This window comes from Flavobacterium azizsancarii (assembly GCF_027980145.1).
Classification (GTDB): Bacteria; Bacteroidota; Bacteroidia; order Flavobacteriales; family Flavobacteriaceae; genus Flavobacterium; species Flavobacterium azizsancarii.
Genome location: NZ_JAMZNK010000025.1, coordinates 57,023 through 79,681, shown reverse-complemented (window position 1 = coordinate 79,681; position 22,659 = coordinate 57,023). Strand labels below are relative to the sequence as shown.

At 32.2% G+C, this 22,659-nt stretch carries 20 protein-coding genes and 1 tRNA gene; 14 read left to right on the top strand and 7 right to left on the bottom strand.

Annotation, left to right across the window (positions count from 1 at the left end; genetic code table 11):
* Nucleotides 1-361 precede the first annotated feature (361 nt).
* From NJT12_RS15105 to NJT12_RS15090, 4 genes are all read right to left on the bottom strand, one after another.
* Nucleotides 362-432 (bottom strand) — tRNA-Cys (locus NJT12_RS15105).
* Between the two features lie 93 nt (nt 433-525).
* Nucleotides 526-885: a dihydroneopterin aldolase gene (gene folB, locus NJT12_RS15100; RefSeq protein ID WP_271336745.1), complete on the bottom strand. Its 360-nt coding sequence runs from the start codon at nt 883-885 to the stop codon at nt 526-528.
* 2 nt (nt 886-887) lie between these two features.
* Nucleotides 888-1,187, bottom strand: a complete 300-nt coding sequence (locus tag NJT12_RS15095) for a hypothetical protein (RefSeq protein WP_271336744.1) — start codon at nt 1,185-1,187, stop codon at nt 888-890.
* Nucleotides 1,177-1,395, bottom strand: coding sequence for a hypothetical protein (locus tag NJT12_RS15090; RefSeq protein ID WP_271336743.1), 219 nt, complete (start codon nt 1,393-1,395; stop codon nt 1,177-1,179). The genes NJT12_RS15095 and NJT12_RS15090 overlap by 11 nt, the downstream gene beginning before the upstream one ends.
* A gap of 135 nt (nt 1,396-1,530) precedes the next feature.
* Between NJT12_RS15090 and NJT12_RS15085 the strand changes: the two genes are divergently transcribed.
* From NJT12_RS15085 to NJT12_RS15065, 5 genes are all read left to right on the top strand, one after another.
* A complete protein-coding gene (locus tag NJT12_RS15085; protein ID WP_271336742.1) occupies nt 1,531-3,648 on the top strand; it encodes a glutamine--tRNA ligase/YqeY domain fusion protein in 2,118 nt (705 codons plus the stop codon).
* 894 nt (nt 3,649-4,542) lie between these two features.
* Complete coding sequence (locus tag NJT12_RS15080; protein WP_271336740.1) at nt 4,543-5,022, top strand: hypothetical protein; 480 nt, start codon at nt 4,543-4,545, stop codon at nt 5,020-5,022.
* Nucleotides 5,023-5,113: 91 nt separating this feature from the next.
* Entirely contained in the window at nt 5,114-5,440 is a 327-nt protein-coding gene (locus NJT12_RS15075; protein WP_271336739.1) for a YtxH domain-containing protein, read from the top strand.
* Between the two features lie 124 nt (nt 5,441-5,564).
* Nucleotides 5,565-5,915, top strand: a complete 351-nt coding sequence (locus NJT12_RS15070; protein ID WP_271336738.1) for a competence protein — start codon at nt 5,565-5,567, stop codon at nt 5,913-5,915.
* Nucleotides 5,916-5,917: 2 nt separating this feature from the next.
* On the top strand, nt 5,918-6,172 hold the full coding sequence (locus NJT12_RS15065) for a DUF6327 family protein (protein WP_271336737.1): 255 nt from the start codon (nt 5,918-5,920) through the stop codon (nt 6,170-6,172).
* A 22-nt stretch (nt 6,173-6,194) separates the two neighbouring features.
* On the opposite strand, the gene NJT12_RS15060 is transcribed toward NJT12_RS15065, so the two are convergent.
* Together NJT12_RS15060 and gltX are read right to left on the bottom strand one after the other, a co-directional pair.
* Nucleotides 6,195-7,175, bottom strand: coding sequence for an SPFH domain-containing protein (locus tag NJT12_RS15060; RefSeq protein WP_271336736.1), 981 nt, complete (start codon nt 7,173-7,175; stop codon nt 6,195-6,197).
* 187 nt (nt 7,176-7,362) lie between these two features.
* Nucleotides 7,363-8,856, bottom strand: a complete 1,494-nt coding sequence (gltX, locus tag NJT12_RS15055; protein WP_271336735.1) for a glutamate--tRNA ligase — start codon at nt 8,854-8,856, stop codon at nt 7,363-7,365.
* Nucleotides 8,857-9,018: 162 nt separating this feature from the next.
* Here gltX and NJT12_RS15050 point away from each other — a divergent pair, with 162 nt between their 5' ends.
* The 9 genes from NJT12_RS15050 to NJT12_RS15010 all read left to right on the top strand — a co-directional run bounded on the left by NJT12_RS15050 (nt 9,019) and on the right by NJT12_RS15010 (nt 22,134).
* Nucleotides 9,019-12,426 carry a DUF4175 family protein gene (locus NJT12_RS15050; RefSeq protein ID WP_271336734.1) on the top strand — a complete coding sequence of 1,136 codons (3,408 nt, stop codon included), beginning with the start codon at nt 9,019-9,021 and terminating at the stop codon, nt 12,424-12,426.
* Nucleotides 12,423-12,839: an rRNA maturation RNase YbeY gene (ybeY, locus tag NJT12_RS15045; protein WP_271336733.1), complete on the top strand. Its 417-nt coding sequence runs from the start codon at nt 12,423-12,425 to the stop codon at nt 12,837-12,839. The genes NJT12_RS15050 and ybeY overlap by 4 nt, the downstream gene beginning before the upstream one ends.
* A 505-nt stretch (nt 12,840-13,344) precedes the next feature.
* On the top strand, nt 13,345-15,216 hold the full coding sequence (mnmG, locus tag NJT12_RS15040) for a tRNA uridine-5-carboxymethylaminomethyl(34) synthesis enzyme MnmG (RefSeq protein ID WP_271336732.1): 1,872 nt from the start codon (nt 13,345-13,347) through the stop codon (nt 15,214-15,216).
* Nucleotides 15,217-15,800: 584 nt separating this feature from the next.
* Nucleotides 15,801-16,265 carry a GNAT family N-acetyltransferase gene (locus tag NJT12_RS15035; protein ID WP_271336731.1) on the top strand — a complete coding sequence of 155 codons (465 nt, stop codon included), beginning with the start codon at nt 15,801-15,803 and terminating at the stop codon, nt 16,263-16,265.
* A gap of 95 nt (nt 16,266-16,360) precedes the next feature.
* A complete protein-coding gene (locus NJT12_RS15030; protein ID WP_271336730.1) occupies nt 16,361-17,209 on the top strand; it encodes a class I SAM-dependent methyltransferase in 849 nt (282 codons plus the stop codon).
* Nucleotides 17,210-17,455: 246 nt separating this feature from the next.
* Complete coding sequence (locus NJT12_RS15025) at nt 17,456-18,034, top strand: OmpH/Skp family outer membrane protein (RefSeq protein ID WP_271336729.1); 579 nt, start codon at nt 17,456-17,458, stop codon at nt 18,032-18,034.
* Nucleotides 18,035-18,134: 100 nt separating this feature from the next.
* Nucleotides 18,135-20,414: a helix-turn-helix domain-containing protein gene (locus tag NJT12_RS15020; RefSeq protein ID WP_271336728.1), complete on the top strand. Its 2,280-nt coding sequence runs from the start codon at nt 18,135-18,137 to the stop codon at nt 20,412-20,414.
* A 68-nt stretch (nt 20,415-20,482) separates the two neighbouring features.
* A complete protein-coding gene (locus NJT12_RS15015) occupies nt 20,483-21,241 on the top strand; it encodes a hypothetical protein (protein WP_271336727.1) in 759 nt (252 codons plus the stop codon).
* Between the two features lie 131 nt (nt 21,242-21,372).
* Nucleotides 21,373-22,134, top strand: coding sequence for a hypothetical protein (locus NJT12_RS15010; protein WP_271336726.1), 762 nt, complete (start codon nt 21,373-21,375; stop codon nt 22,132-22,134).
* A 43-nt stretch (nt 22,135-22,177) separates the two neighbouring features.
* On the opposite strand, the gene NJT12_RS15005 is transcribed toward NJT12_RS15010, so the two are convergent.
* Nucleotides 22,178-22,615 carry a hypothetical protein gene (locus NJT12_RS15005; RefSeq protein WP_271336725.1) on the bottom strand — a complete coding sequence of 146 codons (438 nt, stop codon included), beginning with the start codon at nt 22,613-22,615 and terminating at the stop codon, nt 22,178-22,180.
* Nucleotides 22,616-22,659: the final 44 nt, after the last annotated feature.

Below are 22,659 nucleotides of genomic sequence, written 5' to 3'. Positions count from 1 at the left end.
ATATCATCTTTACTAAGTGATGATAAAGGACGATTTGACTGGCGTACTTTGCGTCGGAATAAGTGGCGACCATTGTCGCGGAATCGTGGGGTACTTTCGTCGGAATATCTAATAACCTTTAATCTAATTTTTTCTAAAAATTAAGCATAAAAAAAGCGATACATTTCTTTGAGGTTTTTGGAGCATCTTCCGGATTCGAACATAATCTTTAATCTAATTTTTTCTAAAAATTAAACATAAAAAAAGAGATACATTTCTTTGATGTTTTTGGTTTATCTTCCGGATTCGAACGTAATCTTTAATCTAATTTTTTCTAAAAATTAAGCATAAAAAAAGAGATACATTTCTGTATCTCTTTTTGAGGCATCGTCCGGATTCGAACCGGAGTAGGAGCTTTTGCAGAGCCCAGCCTAGCCGCTCGGCCACGACGCCGTAGTTGAACGGATGGCAAAAGTAACTAAAATCTTTAAATTTCAAAAGTTTAAAATGAAGTATTTTAAAAAATAAATATTTTATTTGAAAGAATTACTTTCTAACTTCCGTCATTTTTATAGTAACTGATTCAACATCACCACCAATAGGAGGATTTATTTTAGAAACCCAAACGGTAGTTTTTTCTGCAGTTTTTATTTCAGCAAGTACGCGAATATTGATTCTTTTGGCAACATGCTCTAATAAATGCGAACGAATTGCCATTTCTTCCGTCACAATTTTGTTCAAATGTACATAATCAACCGTGTCTGCAAGATGATCTGTGTCAGCTGATTTTTGCAAATTGGTTTTAATTTTCAGATCAACTGTATAGTCAGATCCAATTTTTCCTTCTTCAATCATGCATCCGTGGTAGGAAAAAGTACGAATGTTTTTTAGTTTAATAACTCCCATTTTTATAATTTTATTCTTGTAATATTCGGATCTTGATAGTTGCAAGTTACGGCTTGAATAGAAACAATTTTTTCTAATTCATTAACTGTAAAGTGAATAGTGTAAGGAAATTTCTTTAAGGGTAAAGTACGAACAACATTGTATTTTTCCTCAAAAAGAGGAAATTTGTAAAGCGTTTTCAAATGGTCTTTGTAATCTAAAAGAAATTTTTCTCCCAAACCTTTTCTAATATTTTCATAGTATTGAAGAGCCTCTTCAATTTCTAAATCGGCTCTTTTTACTATTAAAACTTTAAAAACCATATTTATTTTTTAAATTTTCTAAAGCAACATCAGCATCAATATAATCTTCTGGTTTAGCATTTTTCATGCGTTCTAAAACCATTTCTTGCTGCCATAACGGAACTTCATTCGCAGTATTTTCGTCGATAGAAACATCTGGAATATGTTTAAAAAAACTAACAAAAGTTTCGTAGAAATCGTCTGGAATTGTAACAGTTAATTGTCTCATAACTTTCAATATTTATGCAAAAATAGTAATAAATTTAGTTTCAAGTTTAAAGTTTCAGGTTTAACGCCAGTTAAGTAACTTTAAACCTGAAACCTGAAACCTTTTTTTTATCTTTGCTAAAATTACTATAAAATAATGGCATCAGAAGAAAAATCACTCAATTTTATTGAACAAATCATAGAAGAAGATCTTAAATCAGGTCTTTCGCAAAGCAAGCTTCATTTTCGTTTTCCACCAGAACCAAATGGTTATTTACATATTGGTCATGCAAGTTCTATTGCATTAAATTTTGGTTTAGGAATTGATTATCAATCTCCTGTGAATTTACGTTTTGATGATACAAACCCTGAAAAAGAAGAACAGGAATTTGTAGACGCCATTAAAAAAGATGTTGAATGGTTAGGTTATACCTGGTCAGAAGAACGTTATGCTTCAGATTATTTTCAACAATTGTATGATTGGGCAGTTTTATTAATTAAAAAAGATAAAGCATATGTTGATAGTCAGTCTTCTGAAGATATGGCCATTCAAAAAGGAACTCCATCTACAATTGGAACAGATAGTCCGTATAGAAATCGTTCTGTTGAAGAGAATTTAGGTTTATTCGAAAGAATGAAAAACGGTGAATTTGAAGCTGGAACTCATATTCTTCGTGCAAAAATAGACATGAAATCGACTAATATGTTGATGCGTGATCCTATCATGTACAGGATTTTACACAAAGAACATCATAGAACCGGAGATAGTTGGAAAATTTATCCAATGTATGATTGGGCACATGGACAAAGTGATTATTTAGAAGGAATTTCACATTCATTCTGTACACTTGAATTTTTGCCACACCGCGAATTATACGATTGGTTTTTAGACCAGATTTTAGAAGAAAATAAACTACGTCCAAAGCAAAGAGAATTTGCAAGACGTAACTTATCACATACCGTTGTTAGTAAAAGAAAATTACAGCAACTAGTTAAAGAAAAGCATGTTAACGGTTGGGATGATCCTAGAATGTCTACAATTTCAGGATTAAGAAGACGTGGTTATACAGCTGCTTCATTGCGTAATTTTGCCAATACAACCGGAATTGCAAAACGAGATAATTTGATCAGTGTATCAGTTTTAGAGTTTTGTATTCGTGAAGATTTAAACAAAATTGCACCTCGTGTAATGGCAGTTTTAGATCCTGTAAAATTGGTTATTACAAATTATCCTGAAGGAAAAGAGGAGTGGTTAGAAGCCGAAAATAATCAGGAAGATGAAAATGCAGGTTTCAGAAAAGTACCTTTTTCTCGTGAATTATATATAGAAAGAGAAGACTTTCTTGAAGAAGCTCCGGCTAAGTTTTTCCGTTTGACTTTAGGTAAAGAAGTACGTCTTAAAAATGCTTATATCATTAAAGGAGAAAGTGTTATAAAAGATTCTGAAGGGAATATTACAGAGATTCACGTAACTTATGATACTGATTCTTTGAGTGGAAGTGGGACAGAAGCAAGCCAAAGAAAAGTATCAGGAACATTGCATTGGGTTTCTATTTCTCATGCTATTGAAGTAGAAGTTCGTATGTATGATCGTTTGTTTACAGATGAAGCACCGGACAGTTATAAAGACAAAAATTTCTTAGATTTTGTAAATCCAAATTCATTAGAAGTAATTACTGGATTTGTCGAACCAAGTTTAGCAACAGCTCAAAATGAAGATAAATTTCAGTTTCAACGTTTGGGTTATTTTACTGTTGATAAAGATTCAACTGCTTCAAAATTAGTATTTAACAAAACTGTTGGACTAAAAGACGCCTGGGAAGAAAAAGGTAAAAAAGAAGAAAACAGCATTAATAATTCTTTAAAAGACATTAATAAATATTTTAAAGTTGAAACTAAACCGGAACGTATTGCAATTGAAAGTGCAATAGGCGAGAGTATCAAAAATGTTTCTAGTTTTTCTTTATTACAAAATTCATTAAAGAAGAATATTAACAATAATAAAGGTTCATTGTTATTTGCTCAATTTATTTTGAAATATTCTAACTGGAAATCTACAGATTTTGAAGAAGACGATATTAAAAAATTATATACCATGTCACTTAGAAGTGAATCGACTTATGTTCGATCTAAAGCACTTTTGAATTTAAGAGATATTGAAGATTTAAATTTAAGAAATCAGTTTGAAGACGAAATTTTGAAATTATATTCAAATCCACCAAAAAATGCTTCGGAGCGAGAAAATGAAATTCTTGCCGAGATGGTTAAAAAATAACATCACTAGAATCTATTGAAAAGCGCTTTTTATAAGCGCTTTTCTTATTATATAGTTTTTCTATTGAAAATATAAAATATATAAATTTTTTAGATCAAAAGTAACCTTCATAAATTAATTTTAAGGTAGTTTTAAAAATCTTTGACCTCGTTAATCCTCTCATGAAAAATCATTAAACTGGAGGTTTTATTTTAGTTTTAAGTCCTGTTTTGTATAGTTTTTTGGGTTGTTAACACAGAATTGTTTATAACGTTGAATGTAAATTATTTTTCAATTTATTTCTTGATTTTTACTTTTGCCTTTTAATATTCTAAAATTTATCTTATTTTAAATTATCAATTTAATTGATTGGATATTTAATATTTTATCTTTTTGTTTATTATTGGATAAAACTATTATTAATATTATTTTAATAGATTTAATTAATTAAAATCGGCTTCTATAAATTGATTTTAAAGTGTTTTTTTATTTCTTTCATGTCATTAATCCTCTTTTGATTTATTATTGATAATCGAGCTTTATTTGAGTTTTAAACCTCATTTTTCTTAGTTTAACGGGTTGTTAACATACAATTGTTTATAAAGTTGTTATTTTTATCCAAAGGTCAAATCTAAAGTGTCAAATTTCGAATTTCACTTGAGAATCGAATCTGAGTTTTCTAAAATTCAAAAATGAATGATTTTTGGTTTTAGAGTCAATTCTAAATCTGAATTCTAAAGATTGATTTTATGGTCAATTGTAATTGTGATTGTACTTTGATAATACTTATAGCGTAAAAGTATTTTTCAGAATGTATTTCATAATTTAAAAATTTCATGAAATTAATTTTATGGGTTATTTGAAATTTTGTCTTTTGTTTGACATTAACAATTTTAATCCTTAAATTTTAATATTATGAAAATTCTATTTTTTACGCTATCGATTTTATTTGCAAATATTGCAATTTCTCAAACACATCAAATTACAAAACATAATGGTGAACAACTTGATGTTAATTTTATAAAACTTGACAATGATCTGGTTTATTATTCTTTGAATGGAAGTGCTGAAGAACATAAAATTAGCAAATATGCTGTTTCAAAAATTACAAATAAAAAATCGAATCAAACTCAAAATGTATCTGATAAAGTTATAGTAGATTCTAAATCTGATTATAAATTTGTAACAGTTTTATCTCAGGACAAGACAATAGGTTTAAAACAAGTAGCTAATTTTTCTGGGGTTTCGACAAAAACAAAAGGAGAACCGCCAATTGCTAATAAAAACCAGACTGCAATGAGAATCAAAACACAGTCTGCTTCAAACGGATACCCGTTTGTTAGTATTGTTGAAAAAGGTGATGGTAAATATGAAGCTGTAGCTTATGTGTATTAAATTTAGTGTTAATTTTTATTAAATTACAATGAACCAATAATTTGTAATTCAAAAAAAGACTACCTTTAGTAATCATTTAAATTTTAATGTTATGTCAAAAAATGTAAATACAGTTGCGGCAATTTTAGCTGGTGCTGCAGTAGGAGCAGCGTTCGGAATTTTATTTGCTCCGGAAAAAGGATCAAAAACTCGCGCTAAGCTGAAGGAAGGTTTAGATGATGCGAAACATAATTTGAAAGATTCACTTTCTGCAAGTTCTGAAGTATTGCGTGAAAAGTTCGCACATGCAAAAGAAAATCTTGATGGAACATATGGTGAGCTACTTTCGAATATGAGTTACAAAACTGAAGAAGTAATTAGCTTTTTAGAAACTAAATTAGCTGATTTGAAAGCTCAAAACGCTAAACTTCAAAAATAATAATCCAGGAAGCACAAAGCTTAAAATGTTTTTTATGATTGTTTAGATTATTTTAAAAGATAATCGATATTGCAATTATTAGATCATGAGTTTTGTGCTTCTTTTTTTAATTAAAATTACAATTATGGCTTTTGAAGAATTAAAAGAAAATACTGAAAAAATTCAAGATCAGGCTAAAGTTTATCTTGATAGTCATTTGGCTTATTATAAACTTTGGGTTTTTAAAGTGACCATGAAATCAGCGACTTTAATTTTAAAGTTTACTTTGATTTTATTGTGCTTTAGTATGGTGATGATATTCGGATCTTTTGCTGCAGCATATGCTTTTGGAGCTTTATTCGAAAGTAATGCACTTGGCTTTTTAGCAGTAGGAGGGATCTATTTAATCTTTACAATTTTACTTTTCTTCTTGAAAGATAAATTTGTTGAAGGTCCGATATTGGGAAAATTTTCAGAAATATTTTTTAATGATTAATTATGGAAACTAAAAAATACTCATCATACGCGGCAATAGAAAGAGATTTGGAAATTTTGAAACTCGAAAAAGATATTAATTACCAAAAACTAGTTTTAAGTTTTCAGAAAACGAAAGAATCTATAACACCTCAAAGTATTGTTGGTGGAGTTTTTTCTTCTTATAAAGAATACTTTACAAAATCTTATCCACAGATTTTACAATCCATTTTACCTTTTGTAATCAATTGGTTTATCAATAAAAAAAGAGGCAAATAAGCCTCTTTTTTGTTTTTATAATTTATTTTGTTTCTGGTTCGATGTCATCTTCATAACCATGTTGTGGTTCAATAGGTTTTGGTTTCGCTAATTTTTTATTGTTTTTCTTCATCATTTCACCAACTTGGTTTGATGCTGAGAACGATGCAACCATATTGTTTAACATATCACTTCCGGCTTGAGGAGAGTTTGGTAACAAGATTAGGTTAGAATTTGCATCTGCACCAATTGCCTGCAATGTGTCATAATGTTGTGTAACTACAATTAATGCTGAAGCTTCTTGGGAATTGATTCCAACACTGTTCAAAACTTCAACACTTTCTACTAAACCTCTTGCAATTTCACGACGTTGATCTGCAATACCTTGACCTTGTAAACGTTTACTTTCAGCTTCAGCTTTTGCTTTTGCAACGATTCTGATTCTTGAACTTTCAGCTTCAAATTCAGCAGCCGTTTTTTCTCTGTCAGCAGCGTTGATTCTGTTCATGGCATTTTTTACCTGAATATCCGGATCAATATCGGTTACCAAAGTGTTGATAATATCATAACCATAAGTAGTCATTGCTTCATTTAATTCTCTTTTTACGGCAATTGCGATATCGTCTTTTCTTTCAAAAACATCATCCAATTTTAATTTAGGAACTTCGGCACGAACAACATCAAAAACATAAGCGGTAATCTGATCGTGTGGATATTCCAGTTTATAAAAAGCATCGTATACTTTTTCCTGAATAACTTTGAACTGTACCGAAACTTTCATTTTGATAAAAACGTTGTCTTTGGTTTTGGTTTCGATGATAACATCTAACTGTTGAATTTTAAGATTCACACGTCCGGCCAATCTGTCAACTACAGGAATTTTTAATTGTAAACCTGAATTTCTCACGCTATGGAATTTTCCAAATCTTTCGATAACAACCGAACTTTGTTGTTTTACTGTAAAGAATGACGACATGAAAATAAAGAGCGCAATAACTAAAAAGATAATAAGTACTGGATTCATAATGATATTGATTTAGTTTTTATGATCTGGTAAATTACGAATAATCTGCCAAATTCAATTTTTTAAGCGTAAAAAAAACGCTAAGAACATATTATCAATGTTTCTTAGCGCTGAAATTATTTTACCATTAAGATATTAAGTTCATAAAGCTTGCCTTAATTTTTCTTAATCTTTTAATGGTGATAAATTATAGTGTTGCAATTGCTTTCTGTATTCTCGAAATAGTTTCTTCTTTTCCTATGATTTCAACAATGTCAAATAGGTGAGGACCTTTAAGAGCTCCAACCAAACTCAAACGAAAAGGCTGCATAACTTTACCCATTCCTATTTCATTTTTAGTCAACCAGTCTTTTACGATTGCTTCGATATTTGCTGAATCAAAACCATCGATATATTCAAGAGTCGAAATCAATTCCTGCATTAATGCCGGCGTTTCTTCCTTCCAGTTTTTGCTTGCTTTTTCATCATATGATGTTGGCGCCTGGAAAAAGAAATCAGTCAAATCCCAAATATCAGTTGCCAGAACCAGGCGATCTTTAATTAATGACATTATTTTTATTGTAACTTCTCTATTGAATGTTATGCCTTTTGAATGTAAAACAGGCTCAAAAATATCTGCCAAAAATAAATCACTTTTGTTTGATAAATAATGGTGATTTACAGATTTGGCCTTATCAATATCAAATCTTGCTCCAGCTTTATGAACTCTGTTTAAATCGAAAATATTACATAGTTCCTCTAATGAAAAATATTCTTTTTCTGTTCCATCATTCCAACCAATCTGAGAAAGGAAATTTATTAATGCTTCTGGTAAATAACCGTCGCCCTTGAATCCTTTAAGTTCTTTCCAATCTAAAGGGAATACGGGAAATCCACCTATTTCTCCATCTCTTTTTGATAATTTTCCTTTTCCATCTGGTTTTAAAATCAAAGGTAAATGTGCAAATTCAGGAGCATCCCAACCAAAAGCTCTGTATAGTAAAATGTGAAGTGGCATTGATGGCAACCATTCTTCACCACGAATTACATGTGAAGTTTCCATCAAATGATCATCAACAATATTAGCTAAATGGTATGTTGGCATTCCGTCACTTTTGAATAGTACTTTATCATCAAGTAAATTGGTTTCGAATTTTACATCACCACGAATAATATCTTTTAAATGTAACGTTTCATCAACCGGAGTTTTAAAACGGATTACATAATGTTCTCCATTTGCAATTCTTCTATTGACTTCTTCAGCAGAAATTACCAGAGAAGTATCTAACTTTTCACGAATAGTATGATTGTAAATAAATGTCTTTTTTTCAGCTTCTTGTTCTTTTCTTAACTTACTTAATGTTTCCGGAGTATCAAAAGCATAATATGCCCAACCAGAATTGATCAATGTATTTGCATATTCTTTGTATATATCTTTGCGCTCGCTTTGTCTGTATGGACCAAATTTTTCATTCTTTCCAACAGTTTCATCAGGAGCAATTCCCAACCATTCTAATGCTTCCATAATATAAGCTTCGGCACCGGGAACAAAACGGGTTTGATCAGTATCTTCAACTCTTAAATAAAAAACACCATTGTTTTTTTTGGCAAATAAATAATTAAATAGGGCAGTACGAACACCACCAATATGTAATGCTCCTGTTGGACTTGGTGCAAAACGCACACGAACTTGCTTTGACATTTGTTTAAATTTTGATGCAAAGATACGATTCTAATTAGAGAATTAGAAAATGAGTTTTAATTAGATAATGCCTTGCTTATAGCTTAATTGACTAATTTTCTCATTGATAATTATCTAATTAAAATTACTACTTTTATGGGTTATAAATAAAAGAGATTCAACTTGAAAACAACATCTGCGATATATCAAAAGCTAGAAGCATTTATAAAGAAATATTATACGAATGAATTGATAAAAGGAGGACTTCTTTTTATTGGTTTTGGATTATTGTATTTTCTTTTTACGCTTTTTATTGAGTATTTTCTTTGGCTAAAACCATTAGGAAGAACATTGTTGTTTTGGATATTTATAGGAGTAGAGGTTTTCCTTTTGTTTCGATTTATATTATTCCCAATTTTCAAGTTGTTCAAACTTCAAAAAGGGATTGATTATAATCAGGCCTCCACTATTATTGGAAACCATTTTACAGAAGTAAGTGATAAGTTGACTAACTTTTTGCAATTGTCAGCGTCTGAGAATTCAACAGAAAGTTCAGAGTTGATGTTAGCTTCGATAGAGCAAAAAGCAAATTCATTGCAGCCAATTCCGTTTGGGAATGCTATCAATTTTAAAAACAATAAGAAGTATTTGCCATTAGCAATTATTCCAATTTTGCTTTTTGCCGTGTTTTATATTTCTGGAAACAGCAATGTTATTTCTCAAAGTTTAAATAGAGTAGTACATTTTAATGCTACTTTTTTACCACCGGCTCCTTTTAAATTTGTTGTTCTAAACTCAAATTTACAAACAGAACAAAACAAAGATTTTGTTGTCAAAATGGAATCTGTTGGAAATGTAGTTCCAGAGAATGTAATGATTCATATTGGTAACGAAAGTTATTTTATGGAATCATCGCAGCCAGGAAAGTTTGAATTCAAAATTGAAAAACCAGTATCGAATGTTGAATTTTCTTTTGAGGGAAATTCAGTTTTATCAGAAGAATATGAGTTGAAAGTAATTACAGTTCCATCAATTGCCAACTTCGAAATGGTGTTGAATTTTCCATCTTATCTAAAAAAGAAATCAGAAATTATTCAGGGAACAGGAAATGCAATTGTACCGGAAGGAACTTTGGTTACCTGGAAAATGAATACACAATCGACTCAGGAAATTGTATGGAAAGACGATAATTCGATTTTTAAGTTTAATAAAGCCGAAAACGAGTTTAAATTGGCTAAAAATATCAGTCAAAATACAGAATATCAAATTCTTACCTCAAATAATAAGGTCAAAAACTACGAAAAACTAGATTATCAGCTTTCAGTGATCAAAGATCAGCATCCAACTATCACAGTTAGTCCTGCACCGGACAGTTTAAAGCTCGATAAAAATTATGTTTTGGGTAGGTTAGGAGATGACTATGGTTTGTCTAAACTTCAGGTGGTTTACTACGAACGCAATAAACCAAGTACTGCCAAGCGTGGAACAATACCGGTTAAGTCCGGAGTATTTGATCAGTTTGTTTTTAATTTTCCAAGTAATCTTGCAGTTCAGGAAGGAGTATCTTATGAATACTATTTTGAAGTTTTTGATAACGATGCGCCTCATGGATTTAAGAGTACAAGGTCTTCTGTTTTTTCTGATCGTGTTTCGACAACAGATGAAATTCATGACATGGAATTGCAACAGCAAAATGAAAATATTAATAGTTTAGAAAAGTCTTTGAAGAATCAAAATAAGCAATTTTCTGAAATGGATAAGATTCAGAAAGCCGGAAAAGAGAAAGATAATTTAGAGTTCAAAGACCAGCAGAAAGTAAATGATTTTATCAAACGTCAGAAACAACAAGACGAATTGATGAAACAATTTGCTGAGAAAATGAATAAGAATTTGGACAAGTTTCAGTCTGAGAAGAAAGACAAAACTGCTGATGATTTGCAAAAGCGTTTAGACAATGCCGAGAAAGATTTAGAAAAGAATCAGAAGTTAATGGACGAATTGAAGAACTTAAACGATAAATTGAATAGTGAAGATTTGTTCGATAAGATGGAAAAATTCAAACAGATCAGCAAGAACCAATCTCGTAATCTGGAACAGTTAGTTGAATTAACAAAACTTTTTTATGTTTCTAAAAAAGCAGAACAAGTTGCTGATAAATTAAAAAAGTTAGCAGACCAACAAGAACAGCTTTCTAATAAAGACAAAGAAAATACGCAGGATAAACAAGAGGATATCAATAAAGCTTTTGATAAAATTCAGGAAGATTTAAAAGATCTGAAAGAGGAAAACAAAACATTGAAAGCTCCTTTAGATATTCCTTCTGATGCTTCAAAAGAGAAAGATGTTAGGGAAGATTTGAAGAAAGCTTCTGAAGAGTTGAGTAAAAAGAATTCCTCTTCGGCTAAGCCAAAACAGAAAAGTGCAGCCAAAAAAATGAAGAGTATGGCGGAGCAAATGGATTCAAGTATGGAGGGTGGAGAACAAGAACAACTGGAAGAAGATGTAGCAATGCTTCGTCAGGTTCTGGATAATCTTTTAGCATTTTCTTTATCGGAAGAAGATGTAATGAAACAATTTAAATCTATGAAGTTGGGATCTTCAGCTTATACTAAGAACATAAAAGTACAGCAGAATTTGAAACAACAGTTTAAACATGTCGATGATAGTTTGTTTGCATTGTCTTTACGTAACCCAAAAGTGGCCGAAGATGTAACGAAGGAAATTGGAAATGTACAGTATAATGTAGATAAAGCGATTGAAAGTTTAAGCGATGTTCAGGTTCCTAAAGGAGTTTCGCATCAACAGTATGCGGTTTCATCTGCCAATAAATTAGCTGATTTTTTAAGTGATTTATTAAACAACATGCAAATGTCAATGTCTAAACCAGGAGCAGGAAAACCAAAACCGGGAGATGGACAAGGAATGCAATTGCCGGATATTATTCAAAAACAAAAAGGTTTGGCTGACAAGATGAAAGAAGGAATGAAATCTGGTGATAAGCCTGGGGACAAACAAGGAGACAAACCCGGCGATAAACCAGGAGAAGGCCAACAAGGAAAATCCGGTGAAGGAAAGCAAGGTCAGGGAAAAGACGGCAAAGGAAAAAACGGAGATGGTAAAAATGGTCAGGGAAGTAAAAACGGTGAAAAAGGAAATGATGGAAAAGACGGAAATGATGGAGAAGGAGATGCCGAAGCTATCATGGAAATATATAAAGAGCAAGTCAAACTTCGTGAAGCGTTACAAAAGGAGTTAGCAAAACAAGGTTTAGATTCTCAGGGTAGATCTGTAATTGATCAAATGAAAGCTTCGGAAAAGCAACTTTTGAATAAAGGTTTTAAGAATGAAAACTTACAACGTATACTAAATATTCAACAGGAATTATTAAAATTGAACAATGCCGTTCAGCAGCAAGGGCAAGATACTAAACGACAATCGGAAACTAATAAAGCAGAATTTTCTAATAGAACGAATGCGTTACCAACTTCGTTATTGGATTATTTAAACAGTGTAGAGATATTAAACAGACAATCACTACCTTTGCGCTCGAATTTTAATCAAAAGGTTCAAGAATATTTTAATACAAAATGATCAATTTTAATTACGAAACCGAATTTACTTTAGAGAACGAACAAGCCTTTGCAGATTGGTTAAGCGCTGTAATAGTTTCTGAAAGTAAAAACGAAGGAGAGATAAATTATGTTTTTTGTGATGATGATTATCTTCACAAGATAAATGTAGAATATCTAAACCACGATACACTAACAGATATTATCAGCTTTGATTATACAGTTGGTAATGAACTGAACGGAGATATATTTGTTTCTGTTGAAAGAGTAGAAGACAATGCAAAAGATTTTAATGTTTCTTTTGAAGAAGAATTGAAACGTGTTCTTGCTCATGGTATATTACATTACTGTGGATATAAAGATAAAAGTGACGCTGACGCTGAACTTATGCGTTCTAAAGAAGATGAAAAGATCGCTATGTTTCACGTGGAATAGTAGGGTATTAAATACCAAAATTCACTAATTCCAAATTCCAATTGTTTCACGTGAAACATAAAGTTTGGTTCTGTATTTTAAAAAACGAATGTTTCACGTGGAACGTTTAGCGAAAATTTCGACTAAAGAATTTGATTTTATATATTAATATTGTTTCACGTGGAACATAAATATTAAAAGTGATATTCGAAAAGTGAAGAATGTTTCACGTGGAACATGAAGAAAAACTTAAAAAGTTTAGTTTGAAATTTTGGGTTGTACTTAATTTAATCTGTTCCACGTGGAACAGATTTGAGAAAGATTGAAGTTAGGACTTGATATTGAATTCTGTTCCACGTGAAACAGTATATGTGTTTTGATATGAGATTTCGGATTTTAAGATTGGAATTTGAAATTTGAAAAAGTGATTGTTGGTGCAAGTGCGCCGTTCCACGTGGAACAAAAATGAATGTAATGATAATTCTGAGAATCGCCTTAAACGGTTTCCGGAGAATAATAAAACAAAATGTTTTTAGAAGAATACGATGTTATTGTAGTTGGTGCGGGTCATGCCGGATCTGAAGCCGCGGCAGCGGCCGCAAATTTAGGATCAAAAACTTTGTTGGTTACCATGAGCCTGCAGAACATTGCACAGATGTCTTGTAATCCAGCGATGGGTGGAATTGCAAAAGGACAAATCGTGCGCGAGATTGATGCGCTTGGAGGATACTCAGGAATTGTTTCTGATAGAACTGCAATTCAATTTAAGATGTTGAATAAATCAAAGGGACCGGCAATGTGGTCTCCAAGAGTTCAAAGTGATCGAATGCGTTTTGCTGAAGAATGGAGAATGATGTTGGAGGGAACTCCAAATTTGGATTTCTACCAAGAGATGGTGAAAGGTTTGATTATTGAGGACGGAAAAATAAAAGGAATCAAAACTTCGTTGGGAGTGGAGATCAGATCTAAATCTGTTGTGTTGACAAACGGAACTTTTTTGAATGGTTTGATTCATATTGGAGAAAAACAATTCGGAGGAGGAAGAGCTGGTGAAAGTGCCGCGACAGGAATTACCGAAGATTTAGTAAAAGTAGGATTTGAATCTGGAAGAATGAAAACTGGAACGCCACCACGAGTTGATGGACGTTCTTTGGATTATTCTAAAATGAACGAAGAAAAGGGAGATGCAAAACCGGATAAGTTTTCTTATTCTGATTTGACGTCTCCGTTGACGCATCAGAGATCTTGCCACATGACATACACTTCATTGGATGTTCATGATATTTTGAGAGAAGGTTTTGATCGTTCTCCAATGTTCAACGGAAGAATCAAAAGCCTTGGCCCGAGATATTGCCCTTCGATAGAAGATAAGATAAATCGTTTTGCTGATAAAGAGCGTCATCAATTATTTGTTGAGCCGGAAGGCTGGAATACTTGTGAGGTTTATGTAAACGGATTTTCTACTTCACTTCCGGAGGATATTCAGTTTAAAGCGTTGCGTTCAGTTGTTGGATTTGAGAAGGTGAAATTCTTTCGTCCGGGTTATGCAATCGAATATGATTATTTTCCGCCAACACAATTGAAACATACTTTGGAAACAAAGTTAGTTGAAGGTTTATATTTTGCCGGACAAATCAACGGAACAACAGGATATGAAGAAGCAGCTTCGCAAGGATTGATGGCCGGAATAAATGCACATTTAAAAGTACATGAAAAAGCACCGTTGATTTTAAAACGTGACGAAGCTTATATTGGAGTTTTGATTGACGACTTGATTACGAAAGGAACGGAAGAACCGTATCGTATGTTTACATCAAGAGCAGAGTATAGAACATTGTTGCGTCAGGATAATGCCGATTTCAGATTAACTCCAATGTCACATGAAATAGGTTTGGCTTCAGAAGCTCGTTTACGTCGAATGGAAAAGAAATTAAACGAATCTGAAAAGATGGTGGCTTTCTTTAAAGAGACAAGCGTTTCGGTTGCAGAAACAAATCCAATTTTAGAAGCTAAAGAAACAGCTCCAATAACGCAAGGTGATAAAATGTTTAAAGTTTTCTCACGTCCTCAAATAGATTTAGAGGATATGATGAAATTTGAAAAAGTAAAGGAATATATAGAAGCCAATGATGTTGATCAGGAAATTTTGGAACAAGCCGAAATCCAGGTCAAATATTCTGGTTATATCGAAAAGGAAAGAAATAACGCTGATAAGCTAACTCGTTTAGAAGATGTGAAAATTCCTGAAAGTTTTGATTATAATAAAATTAAATCAATGTCGATTGAAGCAAAACAAAAATTAAGCAAGATTCGTCCTGTGACAATTTCTCAAGCTTCAAGAATAAGCGGAGTGTCACCAAGTGATATTTCGGTTTTGTTGATTTATATGGGAAGGTAAAAAGTTTTCAGTCTCAGTTTTCAGTTATCAGTTAATGCTGGATACTGAAAACTGAGACTGTCTACTGAGACTGTTTACTGAGACTGTTTACTAAGACTGTTTACTAAGACTGTTTACTAAGACTGTTTACTGAGATTGTTTACTGAGACTGTTTTACTGAGACTGTTTTACTAATACTGTTTACTGAGACTGTTTACTGAGACTGTTCACTGAGACTGTTCACTGAGACTGTTCACTGAGACTGTTCACTGAGACTGTTCACTGAGACTGTTTACTTAAATGTTCCACGTGAAACTATTTTTTAATTCATATATCTGAAATTAGATGTGGTGATTGTTTTTAATTGTTCCACGTGAAACAAGTTTGAGAAAAATTTAAAAAGAATAGTAATTTTAATATGTTAGATTAAGATTTTGAGATAGTTTGTAATTACGAGGAACGAGGAGTCTACGTGAGTAACTCCATAATCTAAAGAATTAATATTTGTAGATCTTGCAGTGAAAATTACTTCGGCAGTTCGATAACGCTCGTGTCCTCTTGGTTAGGAATGACAAAAGATAAACAAAAGACTGTAATTTATAATTATGAGAATTATTCAAGAAGAAGTTTTGTCATTAGAACAAAAGAATTCCTTAATGCAACTTTGGAATAATGAATATCCTGAGAAATTGAAATATGAGTTAGTCAATGATTTTAATTTGTATTTAGATGGATTATCGAATGCAAAGCATCATTTGCTTATTGATGATCAAAATAAAATTAAAGGTTGGGCATTTGCTTTTTTAAGAGATAATGAAAATTGGTTTGCAATAATTATTGATAGTCAACTTCACGGAAAAGGCAAGGGGCGGTTGTTGATCGAAGCATTAAAAAAGAATAACGACAATTTAAACGGATGGGTTGTTGATCATGAAAATGACATCAAACAAAATAAGAAAGCATATAAATCTCCGTTATTGTTTTATATAAAAAATGATTTTATGGTTTGTAAAGAAACGAGAATTGAAAACGAAAAAATATCTGCTGTCAAAATAAATTGGAAGCGTTAAAAATAAATATTAAAGATTAAAAGAGACCCTAAAAACAGAAATTCTGCTTTTAGGGTTTGCTATGAAATTAAACCAAAATCCCCTATAATTAAAAAATGGACGTTTTAAACAAAAAACATTTTCTTACTGTAAAAGACCATTCTGTATCTAAAGAAATTTTCGAATTGTATCATGACGAAGCTTTAGATATGTTGATTACATCTCCGCAACCTGATTTGCAAAATTTGGGAAGATATTACGAAAGCGAAGATTATATTTCGCACACGGATAACAAACGTTCGTTATTTGAAAAAGCCTATCACTTTGTAAAAAATATAGCTTTAAAAAATAAACTGGATTTAATAAATGACGAGCAATCTAAAAAAGGAAGAATTTTAGACATTGGTGCCGGAACAGGTGATTTTCTATTGACAGCAAAAATTGATGGTTGGGAAACTGTTGGAGTAGAACCTAGTGAAAGAGCAAAAAATATTGCAATACAAAAAGGAATTTCTTTTGTGAACGAAATTGGTGATCTTCAAAATAATTCTTTTGATGTGATTACAATGTGGCATGTTTTAGAACACGTCCCAAATTTAGAATTACAAATTCAGGAATTGAAGCGTTTATTAAAACCAACTGGAACATTAATTGTTGCGGTTCCAAATTTCAAATCTTACGACGCAAAATATTATAATGAATTTTGGGCAGCTTTTGATGTGCCAATTCATTTTTGGCATTTCTCTAAAAAAGCCATTCAATCGCTTTTTGAAAAAGTAGATATGAAGTTGGAAAAAGTACTTCCCATGAAATTTGATTCTTTTTATGTGAGCTTATTATCTGAAAAATACAAAACCGGAAAAATGAATTACATCAGTGCTTTTTTTGTTGGTTTAAAATCAAATTTAAAAGCGAGCAGTACAAAAGAGTATTCATCGCACATTTATGTCTTAAAAAACAAGTAAAACGCAATTTAAGCGCGTTTCTGGCGTTTTCTTTGTATAAGTGAGGAGTAATTATGTCTTTTTTGAGATAATGTTTCTAATAAAAGATATGAAAGTCACTTTTGATAGGGTAGAATTATTGACATTTTTCTTTCCATAAATAAAAACAATATCATAAAATTCTAGCATTTTTTAAACTTTATGTTGATGCTATTTATTTTTTTATATTTTTGTCTTCAATACATTAAAAAATTAGAAATTCAAAAAATGAAAAAAGCATTAGTAATTATCGCACTTTCAATTTTCGCCGTTTCATGTAGTAAAACTGCAGAAGTTAAGGAAGTAAAAACAGCTTACGTAGATACTTCGGTTTTAATGAAAGAGTACACTGAAGCAAAAGACCTTGAAGCAAAATACAAAGGACAAGCTGAAGAAAAAGGAAGACAACTACAAGCTGAAATTGCACGCTTTAAACAAGACGCTGCCAGTTTTCAAAGTCAGGCACAAGCAAACGGTCAGGCTTGGGCTCAACAAAGAGGAGCTGAGTTGCAAAAAAGAGAACAACAATTGGGTTATGCTCAACAAGCTTTGTCTCAGCAATTGCAACAAGAAAGCGGTGTTGAAATGGATTCTCTAGTAAGTGGAGTTAAAAAATTCATCAAAGATTACGGTAAGAAAAACGGTTATTCTTATATCTATGGTACTGGTGATGCTGCCTCAATCTTATACGCTGAAGAGAAATATGATATTACAAAAGATATCGTTAAAGCTTTGAATGACAAGTATAAAACAGCTCCTAAAACAGAAGAAAAAGCTCCGGCTAAAGAAGAAGCTGCAAAAAAATAATACCAAACTAACTAACTAAATTTAAAAACCTAAATCTGTATAGATTTAGGTTTTTTCTTTTATAAAAATGCGATACTTTTAGGTTTTCAATACACGCCCAATGCAAAACGTTACAGAAGCAGCTGCTTACACCTTACAATTCATCAATCAAACGCAAAAATCGATCTTCCTGACTGGTAAAGCAGGAACCGGGAAAACTACGCTTTTGCGTGAAATCATTGCTACAACGCATAAAAGCACTGTAGTTGTGGCACCAACAGGAATCGCGGCACTAAATGCCGGTGGAGTTACGATACACTCGATGTTTCAATTGCCATTTTCTGCCTTTATTCCGTCTTATGAAGAAGCTTCCCAATTTACTGAAACAGTCAAATTTGAGAATAAGGAAACTTTACGCAGACACTTCAAAATGAATAATGTCAAGCGTAATGTGATCAAGAACATGGAGCTTTTGATTATTGATGAAGTAAGTATGTTACGCGCTGATTTACTGGATGCTATTGATTTTATGATGCAGACAGTTCGTAGAATTTCTAAACCTTTTGGAGGGGTTCAGGTGCTTTTTATTGGCGATTTATTGCAGCTTCCGCCAGTAATTCGTGATGAAGAATGGCGAACTTTGCGCAATTATTATAAAGGAAAATTCTTTTTTCATTCGCATGTAATTCAACAATATCCACCGCTATATATCGAATTATCAAAGATTTACCGCCAAAGCGATGATACTTTTATATCGGTTTTAAACAATCTTCGAAACAATCAGATCACGCCCCAGGATATTCAGGTTTTAAACCAATATGTTAAACCTGATTTCGACTTAAAAAATAATCCGGGTTATATTACATTAACTACGCATAATGCAAAAGCCGATTCGATTAATGAACAGGCAATTGGTGATTTGGCAGGAAATGAGTTCTCTTATCAGCCGTTTATTGTGGGTGATTTTCCGGAGAAAATATTTCCTGTTGAAGAAAATTTAAAGTTGAAAATTGGTGCTCAGGTGATGTTCGTTAAAAATGATGCATCTTTTGAAAAACGTTATTTTAACGGAAAGATGGGTGTAGTAAAATCGCTTTCTCCAGAAGAAATTTTCATTCATTTTCCGGAAGAGAATAAAACTATTGAAGTGGAGAAATACGAATGGAAAAACATTCGTTACAAAGTAAACGATCTCACCAAAGAAGTAGAAGAAGAAGTTTTAGGCACATTTGCTCATTATCCGCTAAAATTGGCGTGGGCAATTACTGTGCATAAAAGTCAGGGATTAACTTTTGAGAAAGCGGCGCTCGATGTATCGCAAGTTTTTTTGCCCGGACAAGCATATGTTGCATTATCACGTTTAACTTCCTTAAACGGGCTTATTTTGCTGTCTCCGCTACAAATGAATGGTATCTCGAACGATCAGGATGTAATGGACTATGCTTTAAACAAAGCGACAGAAGAAGTTTTAAAACATTCGTTACACTTCGAAACGAAAAATTTCATTCATAACTATTTGATTAACAGTTTTAATTGGACCGATTTGGCTCAGGAATGGCGCAATCATCGTTTTAGCTATAATGAAAATGCGGTGGCATCAGAAAAATCAAAACATTCTGTTTGGGCACATAAGCGTTTAGAAATTATAGATTCGCTGATTGATCCTTCGCAAAAATTCGTTCATCAGCTCAATAAAATTTTTAATAAAGAAACAGTCGATTTATTTTTTGTTCAGGAAAGGGTAGTGGCGGCTTATGATTACTTTTTTAAGCCAATGGACAAACTGGTTACGGATCTTTTGAATAAAATGGCCGAAATTCAGAAATTTAAAAAAGTAAAAGAGTTCTATGAAGAACTGGCTTTTTTGGATGATTTGCAAACCAAAGCAGTTTTGCGCTTAATGAAGGCCAAATTGCTAATAGAAATTGTCGTGGCAGGTGAAACCATCTGCAAAGAGAAATTGACGTCTACAGCGATTAAAAACTACAAATTAGATAAGATTGCTAAGATCCGGGAGGAACTTAATATGTCGAATACTGATATTTTTAAATCTGATGAGCCTGTAGTGCGCTATACTGCGCGAAAATTAGATAAAAGTGTACCAAAGGCTGACAAGAAAACAACCGTAGAAGAAACGCATGATTTATGGCTGGAGAAAAATTCGATTCAGGATATTGCCAGAATTAGAAAATTAACGGCACAAACTATTGAAATGCATTTGGTTAAATTGATTCAGGCTAAGAAAGTAGACATTTCAGATGTTTTGCCGTACGATAAAATCCTGGCGCTTCGTGAAGCTTTTGAATTTTATCAGGAAGAATCCCTGAACGGTTTAAAAGAAAAACACGGAGAAGAATTTACCTGGGATGAGCTTAAAATGTTCAAAGCCAGTATCAATTAAGTTTAGATTTTGTAATTTAGATATTTAATCTGAGTTATGAATAAATTACGTTATGTAAAATAGAAAACATGAGAAAGCTATTATATATCCTGTTCATAGGTATTACCATTCAAAATGCTGCAGGGCAGGACTTGAAACCTGAATATCAAAAGTTCGTTAAAAATTTTATTGATAATGTCAAAAACGATAGGAAAGAAGCTGTAGCCGAAGCAATTAAATATCCGTTGAGAAGAGAAAATCCAATTCCGGATATTAAAAATAAAACAGAATTTGTAAAAAGATATGCTGAAATTTTTGATCTTAACCTGAAAACTGAAATTTCAAAATCGGATCCTGCAAAAGACTGGTCAGAAGTAGGGTGGAGAGGCATAATGCTTAATAATGGTACTTTGTGGATGGATACTGACGGAAAGGTTTTCTCTATTAATTATCAGTCAAAAGTCGAAAATGATCTCAAAAACAAGTTGATCGCTTCAGAAAAAAACAAGCTTCATCCATCAATTGCGAAGTTTAAAGAACCCCAAATAATCTTAGAAACCTCTAAATTCAGAGTAAGAATTGATGACTTGGGAAATGATAATTACAGATATGCTTCCTGGTCTATAAAGCAATCAATGAGTGAAAAGCCAGATTTAATCATTACAAACGGAAAATGGTTTCAGGACGGAACTGGCGGAAATAATCATTATGATTTCAAAAAAGGAAATTTTCTTTACCAGTGTTACATTACTGTTTTGGGTACAAAAGATTCGGCACCAGCTAATTTAACCATTTATCAAAACGGAAAAGTAATTCTGAATCAGGACGCCAAAATTGTTCCACGTTAAACATAAATCCTATTCGTTACGGCGAATAGGATTTTTGCTTTATAAGCATTCTGACCTTGTTCCACGTGAGTATAAATTATTTATATTTGATTGTAATTGTCAGATTAATAATTAATTAAAAATATTTTAGGATGAAAAGAGCAAATGTATTTTTAGTACTATTGATTTTTTGCAGCAGTGTTGTTGCCGCCCAGGATTTAAAAATTGACTATCAGAAATTTGTAAAAAAATTCATTGAAAATATAAAAAATGACAACAAAGAAGCAATCAGCGATTTGGTCGTTTATCCGCTAAAGCGGGAATATCCAATACCGGATATTACAAATAAGTCAGATTTTGTAAAGCGATATTCTGAGATTTTTGATACAGCACTAAAGAATGAAATTATAAAATCTTCTCCGATAAAAAGCTGGATTGAAATGGGCTTGCGTGGAGTAATGCTAAATCATGGCAGTATCTGGCTGGATATCGAAGGACGTTTAACCGCTGTAAATTATCAATCAAAATATGAAACAGAACTTAAAAATAAACTGATCGCAGCGCAGAAAAAAAGTTTAGATCCAAGTATTGCTTTTTTTCAAACCCCCATTTGTATTTTAGAAACATCTAAATTCAAAATCAGAATCGATAATCTGGGAAATAATAATTATCGTTATGCTTCGTGGCCGATACAAAAAAAAATGACTGAAAAGCCTGATTTAGTGATTAATGGTGGTGAATTAGTTGTAGAAGGAATAGGTGGAAATCATCAGTATGAATTCAAAAAAGATAATTTTCTTTACGAATGTGCCATTATAGTTTTGGGCGAGAAAAATTCGCCTCCGGCGAGATTAAGAATTTATCAAGCTACTAAGGTAATTCTTTCTCAGGACGCTACAATTGTTCCACGTTAAACAAAAAATCCTATTCGCTTACGAATAGGATTTTTTGTTTTATCTAAGATTGCAGGTTATCAAGTTTTTTCTGTTGCTCTATTTTCTTGAGCTTAAGTTTTTGAATTTCGAGATCTTTCTCTTTTATTTTTATTTGCTGTTTTTGCAAGTATTCAGGAGAATTGGAACCTGAATTTATTTTTGATGAAAGTTTTTGACTATCACTTTCCAGCTTGTCAATTTTTTTGTTTGTAGAGTCAAGATCATCCTGTGAATTTTTAAGATCCCTTTGATTTCTTTCTACCTTTTTTTGTTCTTTTTTTAATTGAGATTGATCGTTATCCAGTTTTCTACTATATTGATCTGTTGCCTTTTGAGATTCATCATCAGCTTTTTTCTGTATGATTTCCGGAGACTCTCCTGTATTTGCTATTTGGGCAAAGAATAATTGAGACTGTAATAAAAATGATAGGACAAGGAATAATTTTAAGGCGTATTTCATGGCTTTTTGTTCGTTATAAATTATAGAACAAAAGTAGAGTGCCA